Source organism: Niallia sp. FSL K6-0212, assembly GCF_038007605.1.
Taxonomy (GTDB): Bacteria; Bacillota; Bacilli; order Bacillales; family Cytobacillaceae; genus Niallia; species Niallia circulans.
This window is the reverse complement of the sequence record NZ_JBBOXL010000001.1, coordinates 4,450,967-4,467,587: the sequence shown is the minus strand read 5'-3', so window position 1 is coordinate 4,467,587 and position 16,621 is coordinate 4,450,967. Positions and strand designations below refer to the sequence as shown.

The window sequence follows — 16,621 nt, the reverse complement described above, 5'->3', positions numbered from 1 at the left end:
CATATTAAAAAATAGGAGGGAAATTTCCATGAGTAAAATTATTGGAATTGATTTAGGTACAACAAACTCTTGTGTTGCTGTACTTGAAGGTGGAGAACCAAAAGTTATCCCAAATCCAGAAGGTAATAGAACATCTCCATCTGTAGTAGCATTCAAAAATGGAGAACGCCAAGTAGGGGAAGTTGCAAAACGTCAATCTATTACAAACCCAAACACTATTATGTCTATTAAACGTCATATGGGTACGGATTATAAAGTAGAAGTAGAAGGCAAAAACTACTCTCCACAAGAAGTTTCTGCGATTATTCTTCAATACCTAAAAGGTTATGCAGAAGAATACTTAGGAGAAAAAGTAACGAAAGCAGTTATAACAGTGCCTGCATACTTTAATGATGCAGAACGCCAAGCTACGAAAGATGCTGGTAAAATTGCTGGTTTAGAAGTTGAACGTATTATTAACGAACCAACAGCTGCAGCATTAGCATATGGTTTAGATAAAACAGACGAAGATCAAACAATCTTAGTATATGACCTAGGTGGAGGTACTTTTGACGTATCTATCCTTGAACTAGGAGACGGCGTATTTGAAGTAAAATCTACTGCTGGTGATAACCGTCTTGGTGGAGATGATTTTGACCAAGTAATTATCGATTATTTAGTAGACCAATTTAAAAAAGAAAATGGCATCGATTTAAGCAAAGATAAAATGGCTCTACAACGTTTAAAAGATGCTGCAGAGAAGGCTAAAAAAGATCTTTCTGGTGTAGCTTCTACACAAATTTCTTTACCATTTATCACAGCTGGAGAAGCTGGACCACTTCACTTAGAAGTAACTTTATCTCGTGCTAAATTCGAAGAAATTTCTGCTTCATTAGTAGAACGTACAATGGGACCAACTCGTCAAGCACTTAAAGATGCTGGTCTAAATGCATCTGAAATTGACAAAGTTATCCTTGTAGGTGGATCAACTCGTATCCCTGCTGTTCAAGAAGCAATTAAAAAAGAAATCGGTAAAGAGCCGCATAGAGGAGTAAATCCTGATGAAGTTGTTGCAATGGGTGCAGCTATCCAAGGTGGCGTTATTACTGGCGATGTAAAAGACGTTGTGCTTTTAGACGTAACACCACTATCATTAGGAATTGAAACAATGGGTGGAGTATTTACAAAGTTAATCGAACGTAATACAACCATCCCTACTTCTAAATCACAAGTATTCTCAACTGCTGCTGATAACCAAACAGCTGTAGATATTCATGTGCTTCAAGGGGAACGTCCAATGGCTGCGGATAACAAAACATTAGGCCGCTTCCAATTAGCTGATATTCCACCAGCACCACGTGGAATTCCGCAAATCGAAGTTTCATTTGATATCGATAAAAATGGTATCGTAAATGTTCGTGCGAAGGATCTTGGTACAAATAAAGAACAAACAATTACAATTAAGTCTTCTACAGGCTTATCAGATGAAGAAATCGATAAAATGGTAAGAGAAGCAGAAGAAAATGCTGAAGCTGATAAAAAGCGTAAAGAAGAAGTGGAACTAAGAAATGAAGCAGATCAATTAGTTTTCACTACTGAAAAAACATTAAAAGACTTAGAAGGTAAAGTGGACGAAAGTGAAGTTGCAAAAGCAAATGAAGCAAAAGATGCTTTAAAAGCGGCTATCGAGAAAAACGAATTAGAAGAAATTCGTGCGAAAAAAGACGCTCTTCAAGAAATCGTTCAAGCTCTTTCTATGAAATTATATGAAGAAGCAGCACAAGCAGCACAAGCGGCTCAAGGAGCAGACGGCGGTGCATCCGATAAAGATGACAACGTAGTAGATGCAGAGTTTGAAGAAGTAAAAGACGATAAATAAAACCAATAAAACCAATTACGTTTAGCGAAAAGTCAAAGTCAGGTTATCTTGACTTTGACTTTTCTTTTCAATCAGAAGTTTTTTAGCGATAATTAGGAAAGATAGCAATAAACTATTGTACTTTAGAAAAGCAAAATGATACAATAGCATCTATGTGAAAAGAATCGGGGAGTGGTAATCAATTATGGATAAACGGGATTACTATGAAGTCCTTGGAGTCAGTAAAGGGGCTTCTAAGGATGAAATAAAAAAAGCGTATCGTAAGCTTTCAAAAAAGTATCATCCAGATATCAATAAAGAAGCTGATGCGAATGAAAAGTTTAAAGAAGTGAAAGAGGCCTATGAAGTACTGAGTGACGATCAAAAAAGAGCGCACTATGATCAGTTTGGCCATACAGATCCTAATCAAGGCTTCGGCGGCGGCGGAGACTTCGGTGGTTTCGGTGGTTTTGAAGATATTTTCAGCACTTTCTTTGGTGGTGGAGGATCAAGAAGAAGAGATCCGAATGCTCCGCGTCAAGGGGCTGATTTACAATATACGATGACACTATCATTTGAAGAAGCAGCATTTGGGAAAGAAACGGAAATTGAAATACCAAGAGAAGAAAATTGTGAAACATGTAATGGCACGGGAGCAAAACCAGGGACTAAGCCAGTTACATGTAAGCATTGTAGTGGTACTGGACAATTGAATGTGGAGCAAAATACACCATTTGGTCGTATTGTGAATAGAAGAACATGTAATTACTGTAATGGAACTGGTAAAGAGATTAAGCATAAATGTTCAACTTGTGGCGGAACTGGAAAAGTAAAAAAACGTCGTAAAATTAGTGTTAAAATTCCAGCAGGTATCGATGATGGTCAACAATTAAGAGTCTCTGGGCAAGGAGAACCTGGTATAAACGGCGGGCCAGCAGGTGATTTATATGTTGTGTTCCACATAAGAAGACATGACTTCTTCGAGCGTGATGGAGAAGATGTATACTGTGAAATGCCGATTACTTTTGTTCAGGCTGCACTAGGTGATGAAGTGGAAGTACCTACTATTCATGGCAAAGTGAAATTGAAAGTACCTGCGGGAACACAGACTGGAACAAAATTCCGCCTTAAAGGCAAAGGGATTCCAAATGTACGTGGATATGGCCAAGGTGACCAGCATGTAATAATTCGCTTAATTACACCTACAAAATTATCTGATAAACAAAAACAACTATTACAGGAATTTGCTGAAGTATCTGGAGATACTCCTCGTGGAGAAGAAGAGGACAGTTTTTTCTCTAAGGTAAAAAAAGCATTTAAAGGTGAATAATCAAAAAGGAGTTGGTAGAAATGAAATGGTCAGAAATCACAATTCATACGACAAATGAAGCGATTGAACCTATTTCAAATATTTTGCATGAAGCAGGTGCTAGTGGGGTAGTTATTGAAGATCCCTTTGAATTAATTAAAGAAAGAGAAGACCAATTCGGCGAAATCTACCAACTAAATCCTGATGATTATCCAGAAGAAGGCGTTCTAGTTAAAGCGTATTTACCAATCAATAGTTTTCTTGGTGAAACAGTAGAGGCAATTAAAGAAAATATCAATAATTTAGTACTGTTTAATATTGATATTGGATTAAATAAAGTTTCCATTATGGAAGTAAATGAAGAAGAATGGGCAACAGCTTGGAAGAAATACTATCATCCTGTTAAAATATCTGAGAAATTTACGATTGTACCTACCTGGGAGGATTATACACCAGTCCATACGGATGAATTAATCATCGAATTGGATCCAGGGATGGCTTTCGGAACAGGAACACATCCGACAACTGTATTATGTATACAGGCTTTGGAAAGAATAGTAAAAAAAGACGATGTGGTTATCGATGTTGGTACAGGATCTGGTGTGCTAAGTATTGCAGCAGCCATGCTGGGAGCTAAATCTGTGCTTGCTTTAGATCTGGATGAAGTGGCTGTCCGTTCTGCTAAATTAAATATTAAATTAAACAAAGTTCATGAGAAAACATCTGTCCGTCAAAATAATCTTTTAAGTGGTATAGAGGAACAGGCAGAGGTAATTGTTGCAAATATTTTGGCAGAGGTAATTGTTCGTTTTACAGATGATGTTTATCGTTTACTTCAAAAAGATGGTTTCTTTATTGCTTCTGGCATCATTCTTCAGAAAAAAGAAGAAGTAAAGGATGCTATTATCGCATCAGGCCTAGAAATAATAGAAACAGTACAAATGGAAGATTGGGTAAGCATTACCGCTCAGAAAAAGAGTTAATAGAAGAAAAACTTTCACAGCAACAAGCTAAAAGAGTAAGCGTATATTCAAAAGGAAAAAAGGAAGTTTCGTCTTACGATTCTTCCTTCTCTATTGCTTAAAAGAAAGTAGGAATTCGATTGCAGCGTTATTTTGCTAAAAACGAAGAGGATACATTTTTTATTCAAGAGGACGATTATCATCATATTGTACGTGTGATGCGAATGGATATTGACGATGAAATATATTGTGTCAACAGTCTTCAGCAGGCAGCACGGTGCAGAATAGAAAAAATTTCCGAAAACGAAGTCATTGCAAAAGTGGTACAATGGTTAGAAGGAGAAATAGAATTACCTATTTCGGTTTCTATTGTGAGCGGACTGCCAAAAGGGGATAAGCTGGAATGGATTATCCAAAAAGGAACAGAATTAGGCGCTTTTAAGTTTATCCCTTTCATCGCAGCTCGCTCTGTCGTTAAATGGGATGAGAAAAAGGGTGGAAAAAAACTAGTTCGCTGGAATAAAATTGCAAAAGAAGCAGCAGAACAATCCCACCGAACCATGATACCAGAAGTAAGTTCTCCAATTAGTATAAAAGAGTTGATAAAACTTTCAGAAGGTTATAATGTAAAATTAATAGCCTATGAAGAAGAGGCAAGAGAAGGCGAATCGTCTGTGTTAACGAAAAGCTTGGAATCGATGACAAAAGGACAATCTATCCTTGCGGTATTCGGCCCAGAAGGTGGCCTGACTGAATCAGAAGTAGCATTATTAAAAGAGCATGGTTTTGTGACATGCGGACTTGGTCCAAGAATATTAAGAACAGAGACTGCACCATTATACCTATTGTCTGCTGTATCTTATCATTTTGAATTGATGGAGTGATAAAAATGCCAACAGTTGCTTTTCACACTTTAGGATGTAAAGTAAACCATTATGAAACCGAAGCGATCTGGCAGTTGTTTAAACAACAAGGCTATGAACGTGTAGAATATGAAAATATATCTGATGTATATGTTATTAATACATGTACCGTTACAAATACAGGAGATAAAAAGAGCCGCCAAGTAATTCGTCGTGCAGTTCGTAAAAATCCAGATGCAGTTATTTGTGTTACAGGGTGTTATGCCCAAACTTCTCCAGCAGAAATTATGGCTATTCCTGGAGTTGATATTGTAGTTGGTACACAGGATCGCGTGAAAATGCTAGAGTATATTACGCAGTATAAAGAAGAAAGACAACCAATAAATGCTGTTGGAAACATTATGAAAAATCGTGTGTACGAAGAAATGGATGTCCCTGCTTTTACGGATAGAACAAGAGCTTCCTTAAAAATCCAAGAAGGATGCAATAATTTTTGTACATTCTGTATTATTCCATGGGCACGGGGATTGATGCGCTCAAGAGATCCGCAAGAGGTTATTAAGCAAGCACAGCAATTAGTGAATGCTGGTTATAAAGAAATTGTATTAACAGGAATTCACACAGGTGGATATGGCTCAGATATGAAGGATTATAACTTAGCTAATTTACTGCGTGATTTAGAATCCCAGGTAAAGGGTCTAAAGCGCCTTCGTATTTCTTCTATCGAAGCAAGCCAAATAACAGATGAAGTGATTGAAGTCTTAGATAAATCAAAAATAATTGTAAATCATCTTCACATCCCGATTCAATCTGGATCGGATACTGTTTTAAAAAGAATGAGAAGAAAATATACAATGGAATTCTTTGCCGAAAGAATTACAAGATTAAAAGAAGCCTTGCCAGGATTGGCCATTACCTCTGATGTAATCGTTGGTTTCCCAGGAGAGACAGAAGAAGAGTTTATGGAAACTTATGATTTTATTAAAGAACATAAATTCTCTGAATTGCATGTGTTCCCATATTCAAAACGGACAGGAACACCTGCTGCGCGAATGGATAACCAAATTGAGGAAGATGTAAAGAACGAACGAGTACATCGTTTAATTTCGCTTTCTGATCAATTAGCAAAGGAATATGCGTCTAACTATGAAGGCGAGGTAGTAGAAGTTATTCCAGAGGAAGTCTACAAAGAAGATGGCAATGGAAAGCTTTATGTTGGATATACAGACAATTATTTAAAAGTAGTTTTCCCAGCAACAGAAGAAATGGTTGGGAAAATTGTGAAAGTCAAACTAACGAAAGCAGGCTACCCTGTAAATGAAGGACAATTTGTCCGTGTTTTAGAGGAAGTAGAAGATCAAGCTGCGATTGTTTCTTAAGTTTAGCCAGCTACAATTGTTTCCTTTTTGTTTTATAAAATTAATTTTAATAACTTTAATATGGAAGCTCTTTGTTCGTTCAAAGAGCTTGGCATATATTTTTAATTAGTACATATATCAAAGGAGAATCTTAATGAACATTGCTAAAATGATTGATCACACTTTATTAAAAGCTGATGCGACGAAAGAACAAATTGTGACTCTTTGTGAAGAAGCTAAGCAATACACATTTGCTTCTGTCTGCGTAAATCCAACATGGGTCAAAGCTGCAAGTGAATTGCTTAATGGAACAGAGGTAAAGGTATGTACAGTGATCGGCTTCCCTTTAGGAGCATCTACTTCAGCAACAAAAGCATTTGAAACAGAAGATGCCATTAAAAATGGGGCAACAGAAGTAGATATGGTTATTAATATTGGTGCTTTAAAGGATAAAACTTATGATTTAGTTAAAGAAGATATTAAAGCGGTAGTGGATGCGGCAAAAGGTAAAGCATTATCGAAAGTAATTATTGAAACTAGTCTCCTAACAAATGAGGAAAAAGAAATTGCTTGTAAATTAGCAGTAGAAGCAGGAGCTGACTATGTAAAAACATCAACAGGTTTCTCAACAGGCGGAGCAACTGTTGAGGACATTACATTAATGAGAAAAACGGTTGGACCAGATATAGGTGTGAAAGCTTCTGGAGGTGTACGCAGCAGTGAAGACACGGAGAAAATGATTGCTGCTGGAGCTACTAGAATCGGAGCAAGTTCTGGAGTTGCAATCGTGAATGGTTTGACAAGCAATAGTGATTATTAATATATCCTTTAAAAAAAACCTTAGAAACAAATAGGTGTTTTCTAAGGTTTTTTTGTCAATCTATCGCTGCGTTTATTAATAACTTTCCATATAAATTTTTCGATAATTACTCGGGGTAGTGTTCATGATTTTTTCGAAGTTTCGATTAAAGCTGCGAATGTTTCGATAGCCAACCATATCGGCAATTTCGGTAATTTTACTATCCGTTGTTTTTAATAATTGAGAGGCTAACGTTACACGATGCCCATTTACAAAATCAACAAATGGTATATGCAGTATTTTTGTGAAAAATCTTGATAGGTAGGAATAATCGTATCCAAATTTTTGTGATAAATCTTTTAAGGAAAGTTCCTCGGTAAAATGATTTTGGATATAGTTGAGTAAATCATGTAATAAATAATCATCTCTCCGCGTTTCCTCTTTGAAAGAAGTTTGATTTAGCAATTCCGCACAAATTAAGTACAGAACCCCTTTTTTGGCAAACAGCGAACTATTATTGTTGAAGAATATCTCCTTTATCATCTCTCTTGTGGCAGCCTGTAACTGGAATATTGGATGAATTAAGTCTTTGTTTTTACTAAGCTGATAAAATTGATTAACCAATTCTGGAGAAAAGACATAAATCCAGGAGTGATTTTTCTGATTACTTTGTAAACTATGTATTTGATTCGAAAGAATGAGAGCGTTTTCTCCTTCGTGGAGAGTATAAGATTTATCTTGTATGGTAAGCTCCAGTGTGCCTTCATCAACCATCACCAGTTCCAAGCTGCGATGAAAATGAGGAAGGTTGGTAGGATTGAATGCTGATATACGATCAAAATCTCCATTTTGTCCAAAATAATTTGATTGATAGTATAACATTCAATGTACTCCTTTCAAGTCAAATTTTGTCCATAATTATACAATTTAAGTACTAGTTACGTCAAACCTTCGTGACTAAAATTAATCTGTGATAAGAAAAGGCTTTCTCTTTTCTTATCATAGTATGTTGCATAACAGTATAAAATGGTAACCGTTCACATTTATTGCGTTCATTCATGGCTAAAAAGGAGGATTAAGATTAAGTCATTTGCAGCCTGGTTGTAATAATTGGAGAATAGTGCCAAGGATGGGAGAGAAAGTGAAAATGAATATAAACCTTGTATACACGCCCTTACATGTTTTAAGAGATATTATTGATTTTACTTAGTGAAAAAATTTTACCAAGCCAGTTAAAGGTAAATATCCATCATTAAGGAGGAATAAAAATCTCCTCCTCTGAAAGTTTATTTAAAAGTATATTTAGCTATCTTTTGAAATATTATTTTGGAAGTAAACAAATTAAAAAAGAAAGAGTGTAGATTCCTATTGAATAATTACCAATGGATTTGGAGTTACGTAAAGAAGAATAAGAAAAAAGTAATTGTTGCATCCTTGATTTTATTAGCAAATTCTTTCTTTGTAGTGATTATTCCTATTTTAAGCGGAAGATTGATTGATGAAGTCATTGAGAATAATCAAGTCCAACTCTTAGTACCCATTTTACTAGCGATGATAGGAGCGACACTGATCAGAACCGTTACTCGATACATCTACCAAATGTTATACGAACATGTTGGTCAAGACGCACAGTTTGATATAAGACAAGATATGTATAAAAAGCTTCAAGAGCTTGATTTTGACTTTTTTAATCATAATAGAGTAGGAGATATTATGGCGAGAATGACAGGTGATATGGACGCTATACGCCATTTCGTTTCATGGGTCTGCTATAATATCGCTGAATGTGTTATCTGGTTTGTCGTTGCCATTATCGTAATGATGAACATTGATTGGAAATTAACGTTAGCATTACTCGCTGTTACACCGTTTATCTTTATTTTTACACAAAAAATGTCCAAAGCAGCTCATCCAGTATTTCTAGAAATCCGTGAAAGTTTTTCCAGACTGAATTCCATGGTGGAAGAAAATATTAGCGGCAACCGAGTAGTTAAGGCATTTTCCCGGGAAGAGTATGAAATCGAAAAGTTTAATCATTTTAATGATGATTATCGAAAACGTAACCTTGATTCTGCTAATGTTTCTAAAAAGTATTTACCATGGCTGGACGGATTTGCCGGAGTATTAGCTGTTATTACTTTATTATTAGGTGGCTTATTTGTGATTCAGGGGAACATGTCCATAGGTGACTTGGTTGCATTTAACGGGTTTATGTGGCTCTTAAATATGCCAATGCGCATGAGTGGATGGTTGATAAATGATGTACAGCGATTTAATGCATCTTGTGTAAAAATTAGAAATTTATTAATAACGGAACCACAAATTATGGTAGAAGACAAAAAGAAAGGCAAGAAAATTGCTGGATATGTAACGTTTAAAGATGTCTCTTTTGCGTTTTCCGATGACCCTGAAACCCCTATCTTAAAAAATGTATCCTTTACCGTCCGACCGGGGCAAACTGTTGGGATTTTAGGGGAAACTGGATCTGGTAAATCAACGCTTGTTAATTTAATTGCAAGATTCTATGATCCAACAGAAGGAGAAGTATTAATTGATCAAATAAATGCAAAAGAATGGCCAGTGAGGAAGCTTCGCGATCAAATTTCGATGGTTATGCAAGACATTTTTTTATTTTCAAATACTATTGAGGAAAATATCTCCTTTGGAAAACCATATTTAAACATGGAGCAAATTCAACGCGTGGCAGCAATTGCCGACGCCCATAACTTTATCGTTAAAATGCCGGAGGGATACGATACAATCGTAGGAGAGCGCGGAGTGGGATTATCTGGTGGTCAAAAGCAAAGGATCTCCTTAGCAAGAGCATTAGCGAAGGATCCATCTATCTTGATATTGGATGATACAACATCAGCTGTAGATATGGAAACAGAAAGTAAAATCCAAAAGGAATTAAATCAGTTGACACAAGATAAAACAACCTTCATAATTGCACACCGTATTTCATCTGTAAGGGATGCAGACTTTATTTTAGTTCTTGATAAAGGGGAAGTGAAAGAACAAGGGACGCATACAGAACTTGTTGCGAAAAAAGGGATGTATTACGATGTGTATAGAAGACAATTAGGATTAGTAGAGCAGGAAGAAGGAGGAGCAGCCATTGGCCCGTAATAAATTTAATGTCGACGAAGAATTAGAGACCGAATTTAACTGGAGTCACTATAAACGAATCGGTGCTTATATTAAACCTTATAAGAAGGCATTGTTTATTACATTGCTAATCATCTTAACAGCCAACGTGGCAGGAATGCTCGGTCCGTTTTTTACAAAAATAGCAATTGATGAAATTATCCCAGATAAAAATATTCCATTATTAATCGGGATTAGTATTTTATTTGTTCTTTCTCTATTTGTAATTGGTATATGTATGCGGTATCGCATTCAATGGATTACTCAGATTGGTCAAAATATTCTAAAGGATATGCGTTTAGATATTTTTCAGCACTTACAGAAGCTGCCCTTTTCCTATTTTGATAATCGCCCTCATGGGAAAATCTTAATCAGAGTCGTTAATTATATAAATACATTAAGTGATCTATTAAGTAATGGGCTGATAAACCTGATCTCTGATATCATCAGTGTAATTATAACGTTAATGTTTATGTTTGCCATCGACGCAAAACTAACATTATATAGTTTAGCACTTCTGCCGATTTTAGGAGTATTAGTATGGGTAATCAAAAATATGCAGAGAAAAGCGTATCAAGTGTTAAGCAATAAACAATCTAATATGAATGCCTATATTCATGAAAGTATTGCCGGCATAAAAATTACGCAATCCTTTGCAAGGGAAGAAGAGAATTTTGAAATTTTTGATGAAGTAAGCAATGAAACCCGAACATCTTGGCTTAAGGCAGTTTCAATCCAGTTTCTTCTATGGCCAGGTGTTCAAAATATCTCTGTTTTAACAACAAGTTTAATTTACTTCGTAGGAATACGGCAAATTGGGGTAGATGTTAGTACAGGTACACTTGTAGCGTTTATTGGCTATGTCAATAATTTCTGGAACCCAGTTATTAATATGGGGAACTTCTATAATGCGCTTATCACTGCTTCTGCTTATTTGGAACGTATTTTTGAAACTCTGGATGTTGAACCAGATATTAAGGATCAGCCAAAAGCAATCCCAATGCCAACGATTAAAGGGAATGTCACCTTTGAACGAGTTACCTTCCGTTATGAAGAAGGGAAAAACATACTTAGTGATGTCAGTTTTCATATTAATGCAGGTCAGAGTATCGCCTTAGTCGGCCCCACAGGTGCAGGTAAATCTACTATTATAAATTTGTTAAGTAGGTTTTATGATGTAAATGAAGGCAGTGTCAAAATTGATGGGATTGATGTAAGAGATGTAACATTAAAATCTTTACGGTCGCAAATGGGTGTGATGCTTCAAGATACCTTTGTATTTTCTGGAACCATTCTAGATAATATTCGCTATGGGAAGCTAGATGCAACGGAAGAAGAAGTGATTACCGCAGCTAAAATTGTTAGAGCACATGACTTTATAAAAGACTTAAAGGATGGATATCATACTGTTGTAGAAGAAAGAGGTAGTACTTTATCAGCGGGACAAAGGCAGTTAATATCTTTCGCAAGAGCCCTCTTGGCTAATCCTAAAATATTGATATTAGACGAGGCAACCAGCAGCATTGATACAAAGACGGAAGAACTTCTCCAAGAAGGAATTACTGAATTGTTAAAAGGAAGGACATCCTTCATCATTGCCCATCGTCTATCAACAATTAAAAATAGTAGTCAAATATTTTATGTGGATGGTGGGAGAGTTGCAGAAAAAGGCACACATGATGAGTTAATGGCACAAAAAGGATTGTATTATCATTTATATCAATCACAATATGATTTATTGAAGGTTATGTAAAAAAGGGCTGCAGACATATATCCATGTTTGCAGCCTTTTATAGCATTTCACCCCAATCCATCAGCTGTGTAATCGCATAATCAATTTGCCAAAGCGCTCCGCAAAGGGGAGAACTAGGAGCGAAGATAGAACATTAAATAACAGGCTTGCATGAGCTAATTGAACATCCATTTCTGCTGTCATATTTTTGACAATAGCAGCTAAATCATTGATAAACGGATAAAACAAAATGACCCCTCCAATATTTAACCAAATATGGGCATAAGCACAAAGTTTTGCACTTTTTTCTGTTCCTATTGATGCTAAAAAAGAAGTTATACAGGAACCAATATTAGATCCCAACATAATGGCTATAGCAATTTCAATCGGAAGCAATCCTGCTGATAAAAAGCCCATTATAATACCAATTGTCGCTGTACTTGATTGGATTAGGGCAGTTATAATAATGCCGACTACAAGGGCGATGAAAGGACGGTCTGCTAATGAAAGGAAAAACGAATTTAGAGCAGGATGATGTTCCATCATCCCAGCAAAATATTTAAAACCTCGCATTGTTGTAAAGACAATCGACATACCGAATAAAATGAAGCCGATACTTCTTAATTGATATTTGTTAATGATGATCAAGAGCACACCTAGGATGGCAAGCGGAAGTAGATAATTATTCATGTTAAACGTAATAAATTCAGTTGTGAAGGTGGTTCCGATATTTGTTCCTAAAATAATCCCGATAGATTGAGGAAAGGTTAAGACTCTTGCTGAAATTAGTCCAATCGTTAAAACCATAACGGCAGCGCTGCTTTGAAGAAGTGCTGTAATAATGATGGAAACAATTAACCCCTTCCATGGCTTATCTGTTAATTTTTCGAGCGAGTTTTTTAATGATTGAGAAGATAAATTAAATAAACCTGTCCGTAAGAGAGTCATCCCATAAATAAATAAAAGGATAAGGATAATAAAAAGTATAAGATAAATCATTCTAGGCTTCCTCCTTATTAGAACTATATGAAATAAAGAAGGTGGACATGTCATTTTTAGCTAATTAATGATGACAAAACTAGCTTCTTATACTAGATTTGACAGGGTGTTTAAAAACATGACTAGAGGGAAAAATACAAAAAGAGAAGGGATCGGAGGGAGAAAAAGGCTAATTCCTTGTATAAAACACCTTTTTTTTACGTTTTTTTAAAACAATTTGTCTAACAAGGTCAAATACAGTTGACCTTGTAACTTTGATATATTATAATGTCAAGGTACATGGAAACCATGTTGATGTTAGTGTGTTGTGTTCGGAGGGAGGGAAAGAGAATGTCTAAAACCGTCGTTCGTAAAAACGAATCGCTTGAAGATGCTCTTCGTCGCTTCAAACGTTCAGTATCAAAAACTGGTACTTTGCAGGAAGCTAGAAAGCGCGAATTCTACGAGAAACCAAGTGTGAAACGTAAGAAAAAATCAGAAGCAGCAAGAAAACGTAAGTTCTAAGAGAGGGTGTAGCAAAATTGAGTCTTCTCGAACGCTTAAATAATGATATGAAGCAAGCGATGAAAAACAAAGAAAAAGATAAACTAGTTGTAATTCGAATGATTAAGGCTGCCATTCAGAATGAAAGTATTAAGCTTGGTAGAGATCTTTCTGAAGAAGACGAGTTATCTGTCCTTTCTCGCGAAGTAAAACAACGCAAAGACTCCCTCCATGAGTTTGAGAAAGCAGGTCGTGAAGATCTTGTTGACAAAATACGTGCGGAGTTAAAACATGTTGAAATATATATGCCAGAACAACTTTCAGAAGAGGAGCTAGCAGAGATTGTGAAACAAGCAATCGCTGATACTGGAGCTTCTTCAAAGAAAGAAATGGGAAAAGTGATGGCTGCTTTAATGCCTAAAGTAAAAGGAAAAGCAGACGGTTCACTAGTAAATAAACTTGTACAACAACACCTTTCATAAATAAGTTTATGTTTTAAAGGCTGCAGATTATATCTGCAGCCTTTTTACATAGTTAAAAGATTTTCTGTTTTATCCATTTCTAATATAACATATAATAAAATTAGATGATTTTTATTAAATATAGTTAGATCTGTTAATTTCCTTTGCAGGACCATATTTTGTCCTTTGTTTTTCTCGATTTAAACGATAGAAATTATTAATTAAATAAAAATTAAAAAAAATGAAACTTTTTATTTAGTTAAACGTATACATAGCCATAACATTTTTCTATTACCATTTGGAAAGGAGGGAAAATTTGAGAAGACAAAAGAAAATATTGTTGATCCCTCTTCTTTTTATTTTTTTTCTATCCTTCATTCCTAGTATCATTTACGCTAATAATGAAGAAAAAGTATATGTAGTGCCAATAAAGGATACGGTTGAAAAAGGTTTAAGTCAGTTTGTAGATCGGGCAATTACCGAAGCAGAAGAAAATCAGGCTAGTGCGATAGTCTTTGATATGCATACACCTGGTGGAGATATATCTGCTGCTATTGAAATAGGAAAGAGAATTGCAGAAACTGACATAAAAACGGTTACTTTTATTAACCAAGATGCCATTTCTGCTGGTTCCTATATTGCATTAAATACCGATGAAATCTATATGGTGGAGGGAGGCAGAATAGGATCCTCTGGGGTGATAGACGGACAAGGGAATGCAGCAGATGAAAAGGCTCAGTCTTACTGGATTTCTGCCATGAAAGGGGCAGCAGAAAAAACAGGAAGAGATCCACTTTATGCAATGGCGATGGCAGATAAATCTATTTCCATTCCAGGTATGAAGGAAGCTGGCAAGTTTTTAACTTTAACTTCATCTGAAGCAGAAGAAATAAACTATTCCAATGGTACGGTAAATAGTTTAGAGGATGTGCTAGATCATTTAGGGATACAGAACGCAAAGATAGAAAAGGTTGATGAAAGCTTTGCAGTGAAAATTGCAAGGTTTGTAACAAATCCTATTATCATTCCTATATTATTATCAATTGGAAGTTTGGGATTAATCATCGAATTATATTCACCTGGGTTTGGACTGCCGGGAATAGCGGGAATTTCTGCTTTATTGCTCTTTTTCTATGGGCATCTAGTTGCAGGACTTGCGGGATACGAAAGTCTCATTCTCTTTGTGATTGGAATCCTTTTGATTATACTGGAGTTCTTTGTCGTCGGTGGAATAGCTGGAGCAATTGGGATTGTTTCTGTCATTGCTAGCATGTTTCTTGCAAGTGGAGATATTGCGGTCATCGGGATAAGTCTAGCAATCGCAATAGGGGTTTCCATTATAGCATCTATCTTATTAGTAAAGGTGTTTGGTAGAAAAATGAAATTCTTTAAAAAAATAATTTTAACAGACTCAACCAATACAGAAAGTGGGTATGTTTCTAATCAGAACCGCAATGATTTGAAGGAGAAAACAGGCGTTACCTTAACTGCCTTACGTCCTGCCGGAGTCATACTTATTGAGGATGAAAGAATCGATGTGGTGAGTGATGGAAGTTTTATTGATAAGGGCAAGAAAGTAAAAGTAGTAAAAGCAGAAGGTTCAAGAATTGTTGTAAGGGAAATACTAACGATAGATATACAAAAGGAGGATGAGTAATGCTAGTAGGCGGATTTGAAATATTTTGGATTATTGTTGTAGTATTGGCAATTATTTTATTAGGGGTGCTATTAACATTTGTGCCAGTAATGCTCTGGATTTCTGCTTTAGCAGCAGGAGTGAGAATTAGCATTTTCACATTAGTAGGGATGCGTTTAAGAAGGGTTATACCAAGTCGTGTTGTAAATCCGTTGATTAAAGCCCATAAAGCGGGATTAAATGTAACAATCAATCAATTAGAAAGTCATTATCTTGCTGGTGGTAATGTTGATAGGGTAGTAAATGCGCTGATTGCTGCCCATCGTGCCAATATTGAGCTATCATTTGAAAGATGTGCTGCAATTGATTTAGCAGGACGTGATGTATTAGAAGCAGTGCAAATGAGTGTAAATCCTAAAGTAATTGAGACACCTTTTATTGCTGGTGTAGCGATGGATGGCATTGAAGTAAAAGCAAAAGCAAGAATTACAGTGCGTGCCAATATTGAGAGACTAGTAGGGGGAGCTGGAGAAGAAACAGTTGTAGCCAGAGTTGGGGAAGGGATTGTTTCGACAATTGGTTCTTCTGATAATCATAAAAAAGTATTAGAAAATCCAGATATGATTTCTCAAACAGTTTTAGCTAAAGGGTTGGATGCTGGTACAGCTTTTGAAATTCTATCGATTGATATTGCGGATGTAGATATCGGTAAAAACATTGGCGCTGAATTACAAACAGAGCAAGCAGAAGCAGATAAGAAAATCGCTCAAGCAAAAGCGGAAGAGCGTAGAGCGATGGCTGTTGCCCAAGAACAAGAGATGAAAGCAAAAGTTCAAGAAATGCGTGCGAAGGTTGTCGAAGCAGAAGCGGAAGTTCCTATGGCTATGTCTGATGCGTTGCGTTCAGGCAATATTGGAGTAATGGACTATATGAATTTACAAAATATCACGGCTGATACAGAAATGAGAGGCTCGATCGGTAAATTAACAGATGACCAGAAAAATAAAGATGATAATGAGTAAACTTTAAGAAAGG

14 protein-coding genes are annotated in these 16,621 nt (G+C 36.0%); 12 read left to right on the top strand and 2 right to left on the bottom strand.

Features of this window, described 5'->3' with window-relative positions:
- Nucleotides 1–28: 28 nt before the first annotated feature.
- The 6 genes from dnaK to deoC all read left to right on the top strand — a co-directional run bounded on the left by dnaK (nt 29) and on the right by deoC (nt 7,149).
- Nucleotides 29–1,858 carry a molecular chaperone DnaK gene (gene dnaK, locus MHH96_RS21575; protein WP_047941310.1) on the top strand — a complete coding sequence of 610 codons (1,830 nt, stop codon included), beginning with the start codon at nt 29–31 and terminating at the stop codon, nt 1,856–1,858.
- A gap of 184 nt (nt 1,859–2,042) precedes the next feature.
- On the top strand, nt 2,043–3,167 hold the full coding sequence (gene dnaJ, locus MHH96_RS21570; protein WP_047941309.1) for a molecular chaperone DnaJ: 1,125 nt from the start codon (nt 2,043–2,045) through the stop codon (nt 3,165–3,167).
- 20 nt (nt 3,168–3,187) lie between these two features.
- Nucleotides 3,188–4,129, top strand: coding sequence for a 50S ribosomal protein L11 methyltransferase (gene prmA / locus MHH96_RS21565; protein ID WP_047941308.1), 942 nt, complete (start codon nt 3,188–3,190; stop codon nt 4,127–4,129).
- Between the two features lie 119 nt (nt 4,130–4,248).
- Nucleotides 4,249–4,992: a 16S rRNA (uracil(1498)-N(3))-methyltransferase gene (locus tag MHH96_RS21560; RefSeq protein ID WP_047941307.1), complete on the top strand. Its 744-nt coding sequence runs from the start codon at nt 4,249–4,251 to the stop codon at nt 4,990–4,992.
- 5 nt (nt 4,993–4,997) lie between these two features.
- A complete protein-coding gene (gene mtaB, locus MHH96_RS21555) occupies nt 4,998–6,350 on the top strand; it encodes a tRNA (N(6)-L-threonylcarbamoyladenosine(37)-C(2))-methylthiotransferase MtaB (RefSeq protein WP_061798615.1) in 1,353 nt (450 codons plus the stop codon).
- 133 nt (nt 6,351–6,483) lie between these two features.
- A complete protein-coding gene (deoC, locus tag MHH96_RS21550; protein WP_412759320.1) occupies nt 6,484–7,149 on the top strand; it encodes a deoxyribose-phosphate aldolase in 666 nt (221 codons plus the stop codon).
- Between the two features lie 75 nt (nt 7,150–7,224).
- On the opposite strand, the gene MHH96_RS21545 is transcribed toward deoC, so the two are convergent.
- Nucleotides 7,225–8,010, bottom strand: a complete 786-nt coding sequence (locus MHH96_RS21545) for an AraC family transcriptional regulator (RefSeq protein ID WP_047941304.1) — start codon at nt 8,008–8,010, stop codon at nt 7,225–7,227.
- A gap of 486 nt (nt 8,011–8,496) precedes the next feature.
- Between MHH96_RS21545 and MHH96_RS21540 the strand changes: the two genes are divergently transcribed.
- Both MHH96_RS21540 and MHH96_RS21535 read left to right on the top strand, forming a co-directional pair.
- Complete coding sequence (locus MHH96_RS21540) at nt 8,497–10,257, top strand: ABC transporter ATP-binding protein (RefSeq protein WP_047941303.1); 1,761 nt, start codon at nt 8,497–8,499, stop codon at nt 10,255–10,257.
- Entirely contained in the window at nt 10,247–12,028 is a 1,782-nt protein-coding gene (locus MHH96_RS21535; RefSeq protein ID WP_047941302.1) for an ABC transporter ATP-binding protein, read from the top strand. The genes MHH96_RS21540 and MHH96_RS21535 overlap by 11 nt, the downstream gene beginning before the upstream one ends.
- Before the next feature lie 60 nt (nt 12,029–12,088).
- Here MHH96_RS21535 and MHH96_RS21530 read toward each other — a convergent pair whose 3' ends face one another.
- Complete coding sequence (locus tag MHH96_RS21530; RefSeq protein ID WP_047941301.1) at nt 12,089–13,006, bottom strand: Na/Pi symporter; 918 nt, start codon at nt 13,004–13,006, stop codon at nt 12,089–12,091.
- A 330-nt stretch (nt 13,007–13,336) separates the two neighbouring features.
- Between MHH96_RS21530 and rpsU the strand changes: the two genes are divergently transcribed.
- The 4 genes from rpsU (at nt 13,337) to floA (ending at nt 16,608) form a co-directional block, all read left to right on the top strand.
- Nucleotides 13,337–13,510 (top strand): 30S ribosomal protein S21, encoded by a 174-nt coding sequence (gene rpsU / locus MHH96_RS21525; protein WP_003152957.1) that lies wholly within the window; start codon nt 13,337–13,339, stop codon nt 13,508–13,510.
- 17 nt (nt 13,511–13,527) lie between these two features.
- Nucleotides 13,528–13,971 carry a GatB/YqeY domain-containing protein gene (locus MHH96_RS21520; protein WP_047941300.1) on the top strand — a complete coding sequence of 148 codons (444 nt, stop codon included), beginning with the start codon at nt 13,528–13,530 and terminating at the stop codon, nt 13,969–13,971.
- Between the two features lie 295 nt (nt 13,972–14,266).
- A complete protein-coding gene (locus tag MHH96_RS21515; RefSeq protein WP_144546675.1) occupies nt 14,267–15,607 on the top strand; it encodes an NfeD family protein in 1,341 nt (446 codons plus the stop codon).
- On the top strand, nt 15,607–16,608 hold the full coding sequence (gene floA, locus MHH96_RS21510) for a flotillin-like protein FloA (protein WP_047941299.1): 1,002 nt from the start codon (nt 15,607–15,609) through the stop codon (nt 16,606–16,608). The genes MHH96_RS21515 and floA overlap by 1 nt, the downstream gene beginning before the upstream one ends.
- The last annotated feature ends 13 nt before the right edge of the window (nt 16,609–16,621 follow it).